Genomic DNA, 13,215 nt, shown 5'->3' with positions numbered 1-13,215 from the left:
GTGACGACATCCCCACACACCTATGCCGACAAGGCTGCCGAGGCGGCGGTGCGGGCAACCCCGGAACCTCTCGTGAGGCGGGTACGGGCGCTTTCGGACAAGGCCATTGCCTGGTTGTTCATCGCGCCCACCATCGCGCTGCTGCTGGCGATCAACATCTTCCCGCTGTTCTGGGCGATCTACCTCTCCTTCACCAACTACCGCGCCAACCGCCCCAATGCGGAGGTCAAGAATGTCGGCCTCGGCAATTATTCGCGGGTGCTGAACGACCCCGATATCTGGGCCTCGATGCAGACCACGGCGCATTTCGTGTTCTGGACCATCCTTCTCCAGACAGTGATCGGCTTCGCGCTGGCCTATCTCATCGACCGCAAGTTCCGTGGCCACGCCTTCTGGACAACGCTCATCCTTATTCCAATGATGCTGTCACCCGCCGTGGTCGGTAATTTCTGGCGCTTTCTCTATGAGCCTCAGATCGGCCTGTTCGCCTATGCGGTCTCCTTCCTAACCGGCATTCCGACCTCCGAGATCCAGATGCTCGGCAGCGTCAACCTGGCGCCCTGGGCGATCATCATCGTCGATACCTGGATGTGGACGCCCTACGTGATGCTGATCTGCCTCGCCGGGTTGCGCTCCATTCCCGATTATATCTACGAGGCGGCCGAGGTGGACCGCGCCTCGAACTGGCGGCAGTTCTGGTCGATCACCGTGCCGATGGCGCTGCCCTTCATCATGCTGGCGGTGCTGTTCCGCGGCATCGAGAACTTCAAGATGTTCGACATGGTGAACCTCCTCACCGGCGGCGGGCCCGGCTCGACCACCGAGGTCGCCTCGATCACGCTCAAGCGCGATGCCTTCGAGGCGTGGGCTACCGGGCGCTCCTCGGCATTCGCCATAGTGCTGTTCGTCGCCGTGTTCGGCCTCGCGAATATCTACGTCAAGGCGCTCAACAGGGTGAAACAGCGATGAGCTCGGCAAACACCGCCCATTCGGTCGTCGAGCCGAGCGCCCGCTCCAAGCGCATCGCCGCGACGCTGGTGATCCTCTACGCGGTCATCACCATGATTCCGCTGGTGTGGATTTTCCTCACCTCGATCAAGTCGCCGCCCGACTCGATTTCCTATCCGCCGAAAATCCTGTTCACGCCGTCGCTGGAAGGCTACTGCAACCTCTTCACCACGCGCACGCGGCAGACCCCTGAGTACATCGCGTCCCTTCCGCCGCCGGAGGGCATGTGCGACGCGGTCACGCGCGAGCGCAACATGGTGATCGCCGGTCCGTCCAACTTCCTGCCGCGCTTCACCAATTCGCTGATCATAGCCTTCGGCTCAACCTTCCTCGCCGTGGGGCTCGGCACGCTGGCGGCCTATGGCTTCTCGCGCTTTAAGGTGCCGCTGGCTGACGATCTGTTGTTCTTCATCCTCTCCACCCGGATGATGCCGCCGATCGCCGTCGCCATCCCTATCTACCTGATGTACCGGCAGCTCGGTCTCTCCGACACCGCGCTTGGCATGATGCTGCTCTATACGGCGGTCAACGTCTCGCTCGCCGTCTGGCTGCTCAAGGGTTTCATCGACGAGATTCCCCGCGAATATGAGGAGGCGGCGATGATTGACGGCTATTCCCGGCTTCAAGCCTTCCGCAAGGTCGTGCTGCCGCAGGCCACGACAGGCATCGCGGCCACCGCCATCTTCTGCCTGATCTTCGCCTGGAACGAATATGCCTTCGCCTCGCTGCTCACCTCCGGCAGCGCCCAGACCGCGCCGCCCTTCATCCCCACTATCATCGGCGAGGGCGGGCAGGACTGGCCGGCGGTGGCGGCGGGTACGACGATCTTCCTGGTGCCGATCCTCGTCTTCACCATCCTGCTGCGCAAGCAGTTGCTGCGTGGCATCACCTTCGGGGCGGTGCGCAAATGAACGATCCCGTCCTCACCCTGCAAAGCCCGACCCTGCCGCCGGGGCGCCGCCCCTTCTTCCTACGGCGCGGGCCGATGGAGGCGGTGGCCGTCACCATCATCGCGCTCGGTTTCCTCATGCTGTTCCAGCCCTTCGCGCTGGTGCTCTACACCTATTCGCTCGTCACCCTTCTCGTCGGCACGTTCATGTTCATGATCGTGTCCAAGTTTCCGGAGTAGGCGCATGGCCGAGATCAGGGTCGAGCATCTGCGCAAGGCGTTCGGCGAGTTCGTCGCCGTGCAGGATTCGAGCTTCACCGTCGAGGACGGCGAGTTTCTCGCCTTGCTCGGCCCTTCGGGCTGCGGCAAGACCACCACGCTGCGCATGATCGCCGGACTGGAGCTGCCGACCGGCGGCACCATCCGCCTCGGTGGCGAGGATGTAACCTACAGGCGCGCGAGCGAGCGCGACATTGCCTTCGTGTTCCAGCTGTTCGCGCTCTACCCGCATATGAATGTGCGCAAGAACATCGGCTTTCCGCTGCTCGCCCAAGGGGTGCCGAAGGCGGAGATCAAGGCGCGGGTGGAGGAGACGGCGCGCCTGCTGCAGATCGACCATATCCTCGACCGCCCAGTGTCGGGTCTTGCTGGCGGCGACCGCCAGCGCGTGGCGCTTGGCCGGGCCATCGTCCGCCGCCCGATGTGCTTCCTCATGGACGAGCCGCTCGGCACGCTCGACGCCGAGTTCCGCGAGGTGATGGTGCGCGAACTGCGGGAGTTGCATAACCGCATCCACGCCACCACGGTCTATGTCACCCATGACCAGATAGAGGCCATGGCGATGGCCGACAAGATTGCGGTGATGAATCACGGCGTCATCGAGCAGTTCGGCACGCCGCAGGAAATCTACGACCGGCCGGCTTCCATGTACGTCGCCGACTTCATCGGCTCGCCGCCGATGAATTTCATCCGCTTCACCGGCGGGCTGGCGCGGGGCGCGCGCACGGCGCGGATCGGCGCGGCGGAGGTGGCAATGCCGGAGCTGCGCGCTGACGTCGCCCCCGGCGAACTGGCGCTTGGCGTGCGGCCGGAGCATGTGCGTTTTTCCGACGCCTCGCCGCTGCGCGGCGCGGTCTATGGCAGCGAGTATCTCGGCACCAACCAGATCGTGACGGTGGAGACCGAGGGCGGGCTGGTGCGCGCGCGCCTCCCGGCCGAGCAGAACTACCGGATCGGCGAGCCGGTGGGGCTTACGTTCAAGAGCGAGCGGCTTTCGCTGTTCGACGCCGTCTCCGGCCGCGCCATTCCTTCTGCCCTCTATGAGGGCGCGCTGCGCCGGGAGGCCCGCCATGGCTGATGTGACACTCAAGGGGATCACCAAGAGCTTCGGCAAAGGCGGGGCCAAACGCGCGGTCGACGGGATCGACCTCACCATTGCGGATGGCGAATTCGTGGTTCTCCTCGGCCCCACCGGTGCCGGCAAGACTACGACCTTGCGCCTGATCGCTGGCATCGAGACGCCGGATTCCGGCACGGTGAGCATTGGCGGGCGGCCGATGGCGGGACTGGCCCCGGCGAGCCGCGACGTCGCCTTCGTCTTCCAGCAATATTCGCTCTATCCGCACCTCACAGTGTACGAGAACCTCGCCTTTCCATTGCGCTCGCCGGCCCGGCGCATGGACCCGGCCACCGTCGACGCACGGGTGCGCGAGGTGGCGAAGATGGTCCGCATCGACCACAAGCTGGAGAACCGCTCCACCCGCCTCTCCGGTGGCGAGATGCAGCGCGTCGCGATCGGCCGGGCGCTGGTCCGCCGGCCTTCCATTTACCTCATGGACGAGCCCCTCTCTTCGCTCGACGCCAAACTGCGCGGCGAATTGCGACTGGAACTGAAGCGCATCCAGAGGGACCTCGGCGCGACGCTGCTCTATGTCACCCACGACCAGATCGAGGCGATGACCATGGCTGATCGCATCGGCATTCTCGCTGAGGGTCGTCTGGTCCAGATCGGCACGCCGCGCGAAATCTATGCCGACCCGGCCAATCTCCACGTCGCCGCCCGGCTGGGCCAGCCGCACATCAATCTGCTGCCGGTCGACCTTCTGTCGGATGTGCCAGTGCCGCCGGGGACGAAGACGATCGGCGCGCGCACCGAGCACATCGCCATTGCGCGGGAGGAGGGCGGCAATGCACGGGTCGACTGGATCGAGCATCTGGGCGACCAGAACCACCTGCACATCAAGCTGGGCGAGCAGAAGCTGGTGACGCTCGCCGACCCTGACATTGCGGTGTCTCCCGGCGACCGGATCCGCCTGTCATTGCGGAACCCGCTCTATTTCGGGCAGGACGGCCAGCGGCTTGTATAGCGGACGTGCGTGAGGACGGACACGCACCGGATGTCGCGTCGAACGGATGGGAAGGCAGCCATGAAACATTTCTACAACCGGCGGGACAGCATCGTCACCGAGGCGCTGGACGGGCTGCTGCGCACGACGCCGCCCGGCCGGTTGGCCCGGCTCGACACCTATCCCGACATCAAGGTCGTGCTCCGCGCCGACTGGGACAAATCAAAGGTCGCCGTCATTTCCGGCGGCGGCGCCGGCCACGAGCCCTCCCATGCCGGCTTCGTCGGTCGCGGCCTGCTTACCGCCGCCGTCTCCGGCGAGATCTTTGCCTCGCCCAGCGTCGAGGCGGTGCTCACCGCCATCCGTGCCGTGACAGGCGAGCCGGGCTGCCTGCTGGTGGTGAAGAACTACACCGGCGACCGGCTGAATTTCGGCCTCGCCGCCGAACGCGCCCGCGCCGAGGGGTATCTCGTCGAGATGGCGATCGTCGCCGATGACATCGCGCTGCCCGATATTCCCCAGCCACGCGGCGTCGCCGGTACGCTGTTCGTTCACAAGATCGCCGGCCATCTCGCCGAGACGGGCGCTGACCTCGCCACCTTGGCCGGGGCCGCGCGGGCGGCGGCGGCGGATATCGCCTCTCTCGGTGTCTCGCTGTCTTCGTGCTCCATTCCCGGCCAGCCCTTCGAGGCGCGGCTCGGTGCCGAAGAGGGTGAACTCGGTCTTGGCATCCATGGCGAGCCGGGGGTGGAGCGCATCCCGCTGCAGCCGGCCGGCGACATCGTCGCACTGATGAGCGAGCGCCTTGCCGCCCGGCTCGACACCACCGCCGAATATGCGCTGCTGATCAACAATCTCGGCGCCGTGCCGCCGCTGGAGATGAGTCTGATCGCCGAGGAGCTGCTGGGGTCGGAGCTCGGGCGCGGGGTGAAGCTGGTCATCGGCCCGGCGCCGCTGATGACGGCGTTGAATATGAACGGCTTCTCGCTTTCCTATCTCCGGCTCGACGCCGCGCGCGAGGCGGCGCTGACCGCTCCGGTCGAGCCGCTCGCTTGGCGCCCGGCGGTCGCGGCCGGCAAGGTAGAGGTGTGGGCCGCGCCTTCCGCGCCGCGGGAGGAGGCGTTGTCTGCCAGCGCCGATGCGGCGGCGGAGGCCGTCATTCGGACCGCTTGCGCGACCCTCATCGGGCTCGAGGAGGAGCTGAACCGGCTCGACGCCCGCGCCGGAGACGGCGATACCGGCTCCACCGTCGCCACCGGCGCCCGCGCCGTCGAGGCGCGGCTCCCGGCCCTGCCTCTGGCCGATACCGCCGCCACGCTCAAAGCCATCGGCGCCGAACTCGGCACTGCCATGGGCGGGTCGAGCGGGGTCCTGCTCTCCATCTTCTTCACCGCTTCGGCCCAGGCGCGCGAGGCGGGCGAGACATTGCCCGACGCCCTGCGCGCCGGACTGGAGCGGGTTGTGTTCTATGGCGGCGCCGCTGCCGGCGACCGCACGATGATTGATGCGCTCGAGCCGGCCCTGAAGGCGCTCGCCGCCGGCAGTCTGATCGCCGCCGCCGAAGCCGCCGCGACGGGAGCGGAGGCAACCCGATCAATGGCGCGGGCGCGGGCCGGCCGCGCCGCCTATGTTGCCGCACGTGACCTGGAGGGTTCGCCCGATCCCGGCGCGGTGGCGGTGGCGAAGGTGTTCGCGGCGCTGGCGGGGCGTGGCTGAGGCGTGGGAGTGAGGCCGATGACGCTTGATGCCGCCGATCTCACGGCCCTCATCGGCCTTTGTCGTGAGCAAATCGAGCAGCATTGCGAGCGCCTTGGCCGGCTCGACAGCGCCATCGGCGATGGCGACCATGGCGCCAATATGCGGCGCGGGCTGGAGGCGGTGTACCGCGAGCGCGACGCCATTTCCGCCCTGCCGCTGCCGGTGGCGCTGGAGCGCATCGGGCTGGTGCTTGTCATGAGCATCGGCGGCGCCGCCGGGCCACTTTATGGAACGCTGCTTATGGAGCTCGGTCGCGGCCTGGCCACGGGTGAGGAAGAGGCCGATTTCGCCGCCATCCTCGCCCAGGCGGTCGCGGCGGTGGCGCGGCGGGGCCGTTCCGGGCCGGGCGACAAGACGCTGCTGGATGTGCTCTATCCCGTTCAGGCGGAGATCGCAGGCCATGCCGCGCCGCTGCGCATTGCCGAATGCGCCCGCAATGCCGCGCAGGCGACGGAAATGATGCTGGCGCGGCGCGGCCGGGCGTCCTATCTCGGCGAGCGCTCGATCGGCCATGAAGACCCCGGCGCCTCGAGTTGCGCCCTGCTCGCCACGACGATTTGCCAGTATTTCCAGGAGCATGCCCCATCATGACCACCGCCCGCGGCGCCAATGTAGGCATCGTGATCGTGTCGCACTCGCCCCTGGTGGCGCAGGGCGCGGCCGATATGGTGCGGCAGATGGTTGGGGGGTGCGTGCCCCTGGCCTGGAGCGGCGGCAATGTCGAGGGCGGTTTGGGGACCCATGTTGCTGGTATTTTAGTAGCTATCGAGGCGGCCTGGTCGGAGGCCGGTGTGGCCATCTTTGTCGATCTCGGCGGGGCGGAGACCAATAGCGAGATGGCGGTGGAGATGCTCGGGCCGGCACGCGCCGCCAAGGTCGCCATCTGCAACGCGCCGCTGGTGGAGGGCGCCGTGGTCGCGGCGGCCGAGGCGTCCGGCGGGTCGACGCTGGCGCGGGTGGTGGCGACGGCGGAAGAGTTGTCCGCGTGATGGCCGAACCTGCTCCCCTCATCGGACGACCTTCCACCCATCGCTGCCAGGCGGAAGTCGAGGTCACGCATGGGGTCGGGCTGCATGCGCGGCCCTCGGTTGCCTTCACCCGGCTGGCGAAAACCTTCCCCTGCACCATCGAGGTGGCGGTGGATGGATCGGGCGACTGGCTGAACGGAAAGAGCATCGTCAAGATCATCGGCGCCCGTATAAGGCGCGGAACTAAAATGAGAATTCGCGCCGAGGGCGCCCGGGCGGAAGAGGCGGTCGCGGCGCTGAGCGGGCTGGTGCGGCGCGATTTCGACGAGGATCGCAAGCAGGGGCGGGCCGATGGCCGCCCGGTGTGAATTTCGCGGCCATCCCGCCTCGCCCGGCCGGGCGGTCGGCCCGGTGCACCGCGCGGGCGAGCCGCCGGCGCCGTCTGGCCGTGCCGGCAGCGCGGCCGAGGCCCGCGCGGCGCTGAAAAAGGCCGTCAACAGAGCGGTTTCCGAGCTGCGCCAGCTCTCCGCCGACGCCGACCCGGAAAGCGCCGGCATCCTCGATTTCCAGATCGAATTGCTGCTCGATGGCGAGCTTCTCGCCCCGGCGCTGGCCCGTATCGACCGGGGCGAGGGGGCGGCGCTGGCCTTTGCCGCGGCCCTGAACGATCAGATCGAAGAGCTCGCCAGCGGGGCCGGTGAGACCGATCGGAACGATCGGGCCGGTGAGGCCGATGAGAGCGCCATTGGGGCCGATGAGAGCGCCAGTGAGGCCGATGAGACCGATCAGGCCGAGGTCGATCCCTTCGCCCTGCGCGCCGTCGACCTGATGGACCTGCAGCACCGCGTGCTCGACGCGCTCGCCGGCCGCACCCGCCCCGATTTTCCTCCCGGCGCGGTCTATGTCGGGCGCGACATGCCGCCCAGCGTCTTTCTCGCCCATGACTGGTCGAGCGGCGGCGCCATCGCGCTCGGCGCCGGCAGCGCGGCGAGCCATGTCGCCCTGCTGGCACGGGCGCGCGGCGTGCCGATGGTGGTCGGCCTCGGGTCGTTGCCGGGCGAGAGCGGCGAGCCGCTGCTGGTGGACGGCACGCAGGGGCTGGCCTGCCTCGACCCCGAGCGGCTCTTGCCCGAGTCAAGGCCTTTGCCGGAGCCGCCCCCGGCCGCGCCGCTCCCCCGCGTCGCCCCCGTCTCCGGCCCCACGCCCGATATGGCCCGGCCGGCGCCGCTTGCCCCGCCTTCGCGTCCCGCTTCCGGCCCCCCTGGCCGGCCCCGGCTGTTCGCCAATCTCGACACGCTGGCCGATCTCGACACGCTCGATCCCGCCGAGGTGGACGGGGTGGGGCTGGTGCGCACCGAGTTTATGCTCACCAGCGCGGCGGAGGCGCTGAGCGAGGAGCGCCATCTGGCGGTCTACCGCCGCGTTCTCGCCCATCTCGCCGGCAAGCCGGTGACGCTGCGCATGCTCGATCTCGGCGGCGACAAGGCGCTGGCGGGCCTTGCCGAGGGCGATCCCGCCGGCATGCTCGGGGTGCGCGGGGTGCGCTTTCTGCTCGCCCATCCCGATCTCGCCCGCATCCAGGCCCGTGCGCTGATCCGCGCGGCGGGGCAGGGCCCGGTGAGCGTGCTGCTGCCGATGGTGACGCTGCCGACGGAGCTGGCGGCGATGGCGGCTCTGTTCGACGAGGAGGCGGCGCGGCTGGCGCGGCAGGGAATCGAGGGAAAGCGCCCGCCGCTCGGCATCATGGTGGAGGTGCCGGCCACCGCGCTGACGCTCGACCTGTTCGGGCAGGCGGCCTTCTTTTCCGTGGGCAGCAATGACCTGATGCAGTATCTCGCAGCGGCGGCGCGCGACAATCCTGCCGTGGCGCCGCTCTATGCGGGAGCGGAGACGGCGATGTTCCGGCTGCTGGACCTTATCTGCGCGGCCGCCCGCGCGCTCGGCCGCCCGGTGTCGCTGTGCGGCGACCTCGCCGCCGCGCCGGCGGCGCTCGGCCGCCTGCGGGCGCTCGGCCTGGATGGCCTCTCGGTGGCGCCGAGGCGGCTGCCCGCGCTGCGGGCGGCGCTGGGCGCCGGTGTTGCCGTCGCCGTGCCGGGGGATGCCTAGGCATGGCGCGCGAGACCAGCGACGAGGCGGTGATCGCCTATAAAACCCTGCTCGCCGGCATTCTCGACAACCGGCCTTCCGGCACCCGCCAGCGGCTGGCGGCGGCGCTGGGCAAGCACCGCAGCTTCGTCACCCAGGTGACCAGCCCGAGCTACGACACGCCGCTGCCGGCCCGGCACCTGCCGACCATCTTGCGGGTGTGCCATTTCAGCCCGGCCGAGCAGGAGCGCTTTCTCGCCGCCTATCAGGCCGCCCATCCCGGCCGGCTGCCGGAGGTCGGGGACGCCTCGACCATGCGGACGCTGGCGCTGATGGTGCCGGATTTCGGCGATGAGAAGAAGAACCGGACGTTTGACGATGCCGTTTCCGACTTCGTGGCTAAGATGGCGGCGCTGGTGAATGGGGGCGAGTGAATGCACGCGAAGCGGTGCGGCGCCGGCACTCCCGGCGGGCGGTGCTGAGCCGGTGCGGCAAAGGGCGGGGCCGATGGCGCGATGGATGGCAACTGGGGGGCGATGACCGGATGACGCGACTCCTCCACGCCGCCGAAACGGCGGTGGCGCAGAGCCTCGCCGGTTTCGTCGCCGCGCATGAGGACCTCGTCGCCTTTGGCGTTGAGGGCAAGTTCGTGCGCCGCCGCCGGCTCACGCCCGGCAAGGTGGCGCTGATCTCAGGTGGCGGGGCCGGGCATGAGCCGCTGCATTGCGGCTTCATCGGCACCGGCATGCTGGATGCGGCCTGCACCGGCCATGTCTTCACCTCGCCGACCCCTGACCAGATCCTCGCCGCGATGGACGAGACCGACACCGGCGCCGGCTGCCTGCTGGTGGTGAAGAACTATGATGGCGACGTGATGAATTTCGAGATGGCGGCGGAAATGGCCGCCGACCGCCATCGCATCGAGACGGTGATCGTCGAGGACGATGCCGCCTATGGCCCTTCCGTGCGCAGCCGGGGGCGGCGCGGGGTCGCCGGAACCATGGTGGTGGAAAAGCTGCTCGGCGCGGCGGCCGAACGCGGCACCGACCTCGCCGAGCTGAAGGCGCTCGGCGAGGGGCTTTCCGGCCGGCTGCGCAGCATGGGCGTCGCCCTGCGCGGCGTCACCCTTCCCGACACGGCCCGCGAGACCTTCGCCCTCGGGCCGGACGAGATGGAGATCGGCGTCGGCATTCATGGCGAGCCGGGGCTCTACCGCACCGGGCGCGCCGGGCCGGAGGAGATCGTGCGGCTGCTGTGCGAGCCGGTGCTGGCGCAGCTTTCCCCGCTGGCGGACGCCCGCCCGCTGCTGATCGTCAACGGCTTTGGCGGCACCCCGCCGATCGAGCTGCACCTCGCTCATAACCTGACCCGTGCCTTTCTGCGCGGGCAGGGCATCGTTCCGGCGCGGGCGCTGGTCGGCACCTTCGTCACCTCTCTCGACATGGCCGGGCTGTCGGTGACGCTGGCGCTGCTGACGCCGGAGGAATTCGCCCTCTGGTGCGCGCCGGTGACGACGCCGACCCTGGTCTGGTGAGGGCAGGCCGAGGGCGCGCGCGGCGGGCTGTTGCCGGCCGGGGTGCAACTGGTGTCGGGCCTTTCCGCCACGGTCGTGGTGCAGCCGAAGATGCGGTAAGACGGTAGCAGGGCATCTTGCGTCGGCACGTTGCGGTTGACAGGTCGGCCGGGCCGGTGATCCTTTCATACCAGCCAGGGGAGACACCGTGCTCGACATCGAACCGATCCGCCGCCGCCGCATCTATGAGGATGTGGCCGAACGCCTGCAGCAGCTGATGCTCGACGGCACGCTGGGGGAGGGTGACGTGCTGCCCTCCGAGCGCGAGCTGATGGAGCAGTTCAAGGTCGGGCGGCCGGCGATCCGCGAGGCGCTGATGTCGCTGCAAAAGGCCGGGCTGGTGTCGATCGCCAATGGCGAGCGGGCGCGGGTGGTGCGGCCGGACCCCAAGCACTTCATCCATGAACTCTCGGCCTCGGTGCGCTCCTATCTCGCCCATCCCGCCGGCATGCGCCATTTCCAGAATGCGCGCCTGCATCTGGAAATGGCGCTGACCCGCCACGCCGCGCGCGAGGCCAGCCCGGCCGACATTGCCCGCATTGGCGACGCGCTGGCCCGCAACCGGCGCGACCTTGGCGACATGGCGGCGTTCGAGGCCTCCGACATCGCCTTTCACTACGAGATCGTGCTGGTGTCGCAGAACCCGCTGTTCGACGGCGTGCACCGGGCGGTGGTGCAGTGGCTGTCCGAGCAGCGCAGCGTCACGCTGAAGATCGCGCAGGCGAAGGAGATGGCGCTGGCCTTCCATGAGCGCATTTACGACGCCATCGCCGCCCATGACCCCGACGCGGCGGAAGCGGCGATGCGCGCCCATCTGGAATCGGTGGCGGCGCTGTATTGGGACCGCGACCGCCCGGCGGGCTGAGCCCCCGGCGACGCATTCGCCCTAGCCACCTATTGACCTATCATACCAGCTCCGCTTAGCATCGCTGCGGATCGTGAGCCCTGCCGCCTGCGCGGGCGGGCTCGCGTCGTCGCGGCGCCTGCGCCGCGCTGGCCGGGGGCGTGCGAGATCGCCCCGGGCAAAATTGGGCCGGCCACGCGTCGGGACGTGTCTTTTGCGACGCCTGCGCCCGCCAAGGGGCGCCGTGCAGCGGAGGAGATGAACGTTTAGCTGCGGCGCCAGACAAAAGACGCTTGATCTTCGCCGAAGACAATATCATAGATGATATAGGATTTGGCGCGCTGGCGGGTTCGCCACCCCGCGACGGGCGCTCCGGTGGTTCGCCCGAAGCTCGCCTCAAGGTTCCGCCCGCCCCTGGACGCGGGCGGCCGACCCCTTCCCTCGACGCGGCGCGGTCCGTTCCGCCGCCGGGCGAGGCAACAGCAACAAGAGGCCGCCGACACAGGCGCGCCCGTCACATCGCAATGATTGCCCGCAGGCGGGCGGCGCGAGGCCGCGACGCGCAGGGCAACTGGGAGGAAACGACATGAAGATCACTTCGCTGCGCAACGGCGCGTCGCTCCGCACGGGCGTTCTCACCGCGTCGGCGCTTGCCGTTGGCCTCACCGGCGCCACGGCGGCGCTGGCCGAATGGAAGCCGAACCGTCCTGTCGAGCTGGTGGTCTCCGCCGGCCCGGGCGGCGGCTCCGACATCTTCACCCGCGTGGTGCAGGCGGCGCTGACCAAGAACAAGCTGGTCGAGACCCCGCTGATCGTCGTCAACAAGCCGGGCGGCTCCGGCTCCGAGGCGTTCAACTACGCCGAGGACAATGTCGGCAGCCCGTACAAGGTCTATTTCGGCACCCAGGACGCCTATGTGCTGCCGCTCGGCACCAAGGTGAACTACGCGATGAAGGACCTGACGCCGGTCGCGTCCATGGTGTTCGACGTGTTCATCCTGTGGTCGAACCCGAAGGCTTCGGGCATCAACACGGCACAGGAATTCGTCGCCAAGGCGAAGGAAAACCCCGGCAAGGTTCGCGTCGCCGGCGCCAAGGCCAAGGACGCCGACGAAACCGTGGTGACGCTGATGGAGCGCGCCGCCGGCATCGACCTCGCCTATATCCCCTACAAGTCCGGCAGCGAGGCGGCGATCCAGGTCGCGGGCGGCCATATCGAGGCCAACACCAACAATCCGAGCGAGAGCCTGGAGCAGTGGAAGGCCGGCAACCAGAAGCCGCTCTGCGTCTTCACCTCCGCCCGCCTCACCGACAAGACCGTGGTGGCCGACGGCATGAGCTGGGCCGACATCCCGACCTGCGTTGAGGCCGGTATCGACGTGAAGGACTTCGTGCAGCCGCGCACCGTGTGGATGGCCGCCGACGTGCCGCCCGAGGCGGTCGCCTACTACACCGAGCTGATGAAGAAGGCGATGGAGACGCCTGAATTCAAGGACTACACGACCCGCAACGTCCAGATCACCAAGTTCATGGCCGGCGACGAGCTGAAGACCTTCCTCGCCGAGCAGACCAAGAACTACGAGAAGATCTACGCCGACAATAACTGGCTGCTGCCCGCCAGCCAGTGACGCCACGCGCCGGCCTGGGCCGGCGCGAGTGGCGGACCAGACGGGCGCCGGCTTCGGCCGGTGCCGGGGTGGGGCGAGACGGGGCGCCGGTGTTGCCGGCGTCCCGGGCTCCCGCGGA

Annotated in this window: 14 protein-coding genes; all 14 read left to right on the top strand. The window is 68.7% G+C overall.

Annotation, left to right across the window (positions count from 1 at the left end; genetic code table 11):
* Window positions 1-969, top strand: coding sequence for a carbohydrate ABC transporter permease (locus BLO63_RS09180; protein WP_091439389.1), 969 nt, complete (start codon window positions 1-3; stop codon window positions 967-969).
* Complete coding sequence (locus tag BLO63_RS09175) at window positions 966-1,919, top strand: carbohydrate ABC transporter permease (protein ID WP_091439386.1); 954 nt, start codon at window positions 966-968, stop codon at window positions 1,917-1,919. Before BLO63_RS09180 ends, BLO63_RS09175 begins: the two co-directional genes overlap by 4 nt.
* Complete coding sequence (locus BLO63_RS09170; protein ID WP_091439383.1) at window positions 1,916-2,137, top strand: hypothetical protein; 222 nt, start codon at window positions 1,916-1,918, stop codon at window positions 2,135-2,137. The genes BLO63_RS09175 and BLO63_RS09170 overlap by 4 nt, the downstream gene beginning before the upstream one ends.
* A 4-nt stretch (window positions 2,138-2,141) precedes the next feature.
* A complete protein-coding gene (locus tag BLO63_RS09165; RefSeq protein WP_091439380.1) occupies window positions 2,142-3,254 on the top strand; it encodes an ABC transporter ATP-binding protein in 1,113 nt (370 codons plus the stop codon).
* Window positions 3,247-4,263 (top strand): ABC transporter ATP-binding protein, encoded by a 1,017-nt coding sequence (locus tag BLO63_RS09160; protein ID WP_091439377.1) that lies wholly within the window; start codon window positions 3,247-3,249, stop codon window positions 4,261-4,263. Before BLO63_RS09165 ends, BLO63_RS09160 begins: the two co-directional genes overlap by 8 nt.
* 60 nt (window positions 4,264-4,323) lie before the next feature.
* Complete coding sequence (locus tag BLO63_RS09155) at window positions 4,324-5,958, top strand: dihydroxyacetone kinase subunit DhaK (RefSeq protein ID WP_091439376.1); 1,635 nt, start codon at window positions 4,324-4,326, stop codon at window positions 5,956-5,958.
* 18 nt (window positions 5,959-5,976) lie between these two features.
* Window positions 5,977-6,591, top strand: coding sequence for a dihydroxyacetone kinase subunit DhaL (gene dhaL, locus BLO63_RS09150; protein WP_091439373.1), 615 nt, complete (start codon window positions 5,977-5,979; stop codon window positions 6,589-6,591).
* Complete coding sequence (dhaM, locus tag BLO63_RS09145; RefSeq protein WP_091439371.1) at window positions 6,588-6,989, top strand: dihydroxyacetone kinase phosphoryl donor subunit DhaM; 402 nt, start codon at window positions 6,588-6,590, stop codon at window positions 6,987-6,989. The genes dhaL and dhaM overlap by 4 nt, the downstream gene beginning before the upstream one ends.
* The gene (locus tag BLO63_RS09140; protein ID WP_091439368.1) at window positions 6,989-7,336 is read left to right on the top strand and encodes an HPr family phosphocarrier protein; all 348 of its coding nucleotides are present in this window, start codon (window positions 6,989-6,991) and stop codon (window positions 7,334-7,336) included. The genes dhaM and BLO63_RS09140 overlap by 1 nt, the downstream gene beginning before the upstream one ends.
* Complete coding sequence (locus BLO63_RS09135; protein ID WP_091439366.1) at window positions 7,320-9,074, top strand: putative PEP-binding protein; 1,755 nt, start codon at window positions 7,320-7,322, stop codon at window positions 9,072-9,074. The genes BLO63_RS09140 and BLO63_RS09135 overlap by 17 nt, the downstream gene beginning before the upstream one ends.
* 2 nt (window positions 9,075-9,076) lie before the next feature.
* Window positions 9,077-9,487 (top strand): hypothetical protein, encoded by a 411-nt coding sequence (locus BLO63_RS09130; protein ID WP_091439364.1) that lies wholly within the window; start codon window positions 9,077-9,079, stop codon window positions 9,485-9,487.
* 110 nt (window positions 9,488-9,597) lie between these two features.
* Window positions 9,598-10,587 carry a dihydroxyacetone kinase subunit DhaK gene (locus tag BLO63_RS09125; protein WP_091439362.1) on the top strand — a complete coding sequence of 330 codons (990 nt, stop codon included), beginning with the start codon at window positions 9,598-9,600 and terminating at the stop codon, window positions 10,585-10,587.
* 187 nt (window positions 10,588-10,774) lie between these two features.
* Complete coding sequence (gene nanR / locus BLO63_RS09120; RefSeq protein ID WP_091439361.1) at window positions 10,775-11,491, top strand: transcriptional regulator NanR; 717 nt, start codon at window positions 10,775-10,777, stop codon at window positions 11,489-11,491.
* A 565-nt stretch (window positions 11,492-12,056) separates the two neighbouring features.
* Complete coding sequence (locus tag BLO63_RS09115) at window positions 12,057-13,097, top strand: Bug family tripartite tricarboxylate transporter substrate binding protein (RefSeq protein WP_091439359.1); 1,041 nt, start codon at window positions 12,057-12,059, stop codon at window positions 13,095-13,097.
* The last annotated feature ends 118 nt before the right edge of the window (window positions 13,098-13,215 follow it).

The sequence above is a fragment of the Ancylobacter rudongensis genome, from assembly GCF_900100155.1.
In the GTDB taxonomy this organism is placed as follows: domain Bacteria; phylum Pseudomonadota; class Alphaproteobacteria; order Rhizobiales; family Xanthobacteraceae; genus Ancylobacter; species Ancylobacter rudongensis.
The sequence above is the reverse complement of the archived record's forward strand: the minus strand, read 5'-3'. Positions and strand labels throughout refer to the sequence as shown.

What these genes read in the sequence shown, in the direction of transcription:
- BLO63_RS09160 (WP_091439377.1), top strand. Translation starts at nt 3,247, where the DNA reads ATGGCTGATGTGACACTCAAGGGGATCACCAAGAGCTTCGGCAAAGGC.
- BLO63_RS09165 (WP_091439380.1), top strand. Translation starts at nt 2,142, where the DNA reads ATGGCCGAGATCAGGGTCGAGCATCTGCGCAAGGCGTTCGGCGAGTTC.
- BLO63_RS09125 (WP_091439362.1), top strand. Translation starts at nt 9,598, where the DNA reads ATGACGCGACTCCTCCACGCCGCCGAAACGGCGGTGGCGCAGAGCCTC.
- BLO63_RS09135 (WP_091439366.1), top strand. Translation starts at nt 7,320, where the DNA reads ATGGCCGCCCGGTGTGAATTTCGCGGCCATCCCGCCTCGCCCGGCCGG.
- BLO63_RS09130 (WP_091439364.1), top strand. Translation starts at nt 9,077, where the DNA reads ATGGCGCGCGAGACCAGCGACGAGGCGGTGATCGCCTATAAAACCCTG.
- dhaM (WP_091439371.1), top strand. Translation starts at nt 6,588, where the DNA reads ATGACCACCGCCCGCGGCGCCAATGTAGGCATCGTGATCGTGTCGCAC.
- BLO63_RS09170 (WP_091439383.1), top strand. Translation starts at nt 1,916, where the DNA reads ATGAACGATCCCGTCCTCACCCTGCAAAGCCCGACCCTGCCGCCGGGG.
- BLO63_RS09140 (WP_091439368.1), top strand. Translation starts at nt 6,989, where the DNA reads ATGGCCGAACCTGCTCCCCTCATCGGACGACCTTCCACCCATCGCTGC.
- BLO63_RS09155 (WP_091439376.1), top strand. Translation starts at nt 4,324, where the DNA reads ATGAAACATTTCTACAACCGGCGGGACAGCATCGTCACCGAGGCGCTG.
- dhaL (WP_091439373.1), top strand. Translation starts at nt 5,977, where the DNA reads ATGACGCTTGATGCCGCCGATCTCACGGCCCTCATCGGCCTTTGTCGT.
- BLO63_RS09175 (WP_091439386.1), top strand. Translation starts at nt 966, where the DNA reads ATGAGCTCGGCAAACACCGCCCATTCGGTCGTCGAGCCGAGCGCCCGC.
- BLO63_RS09115 (WP_091439359.1), top strand. Translation starts at nt 12,057, where the DNA reads ATGAAGATCACTTCGCTGCGCAACGGCGCGTCGCTCCGCACGGGCGTT.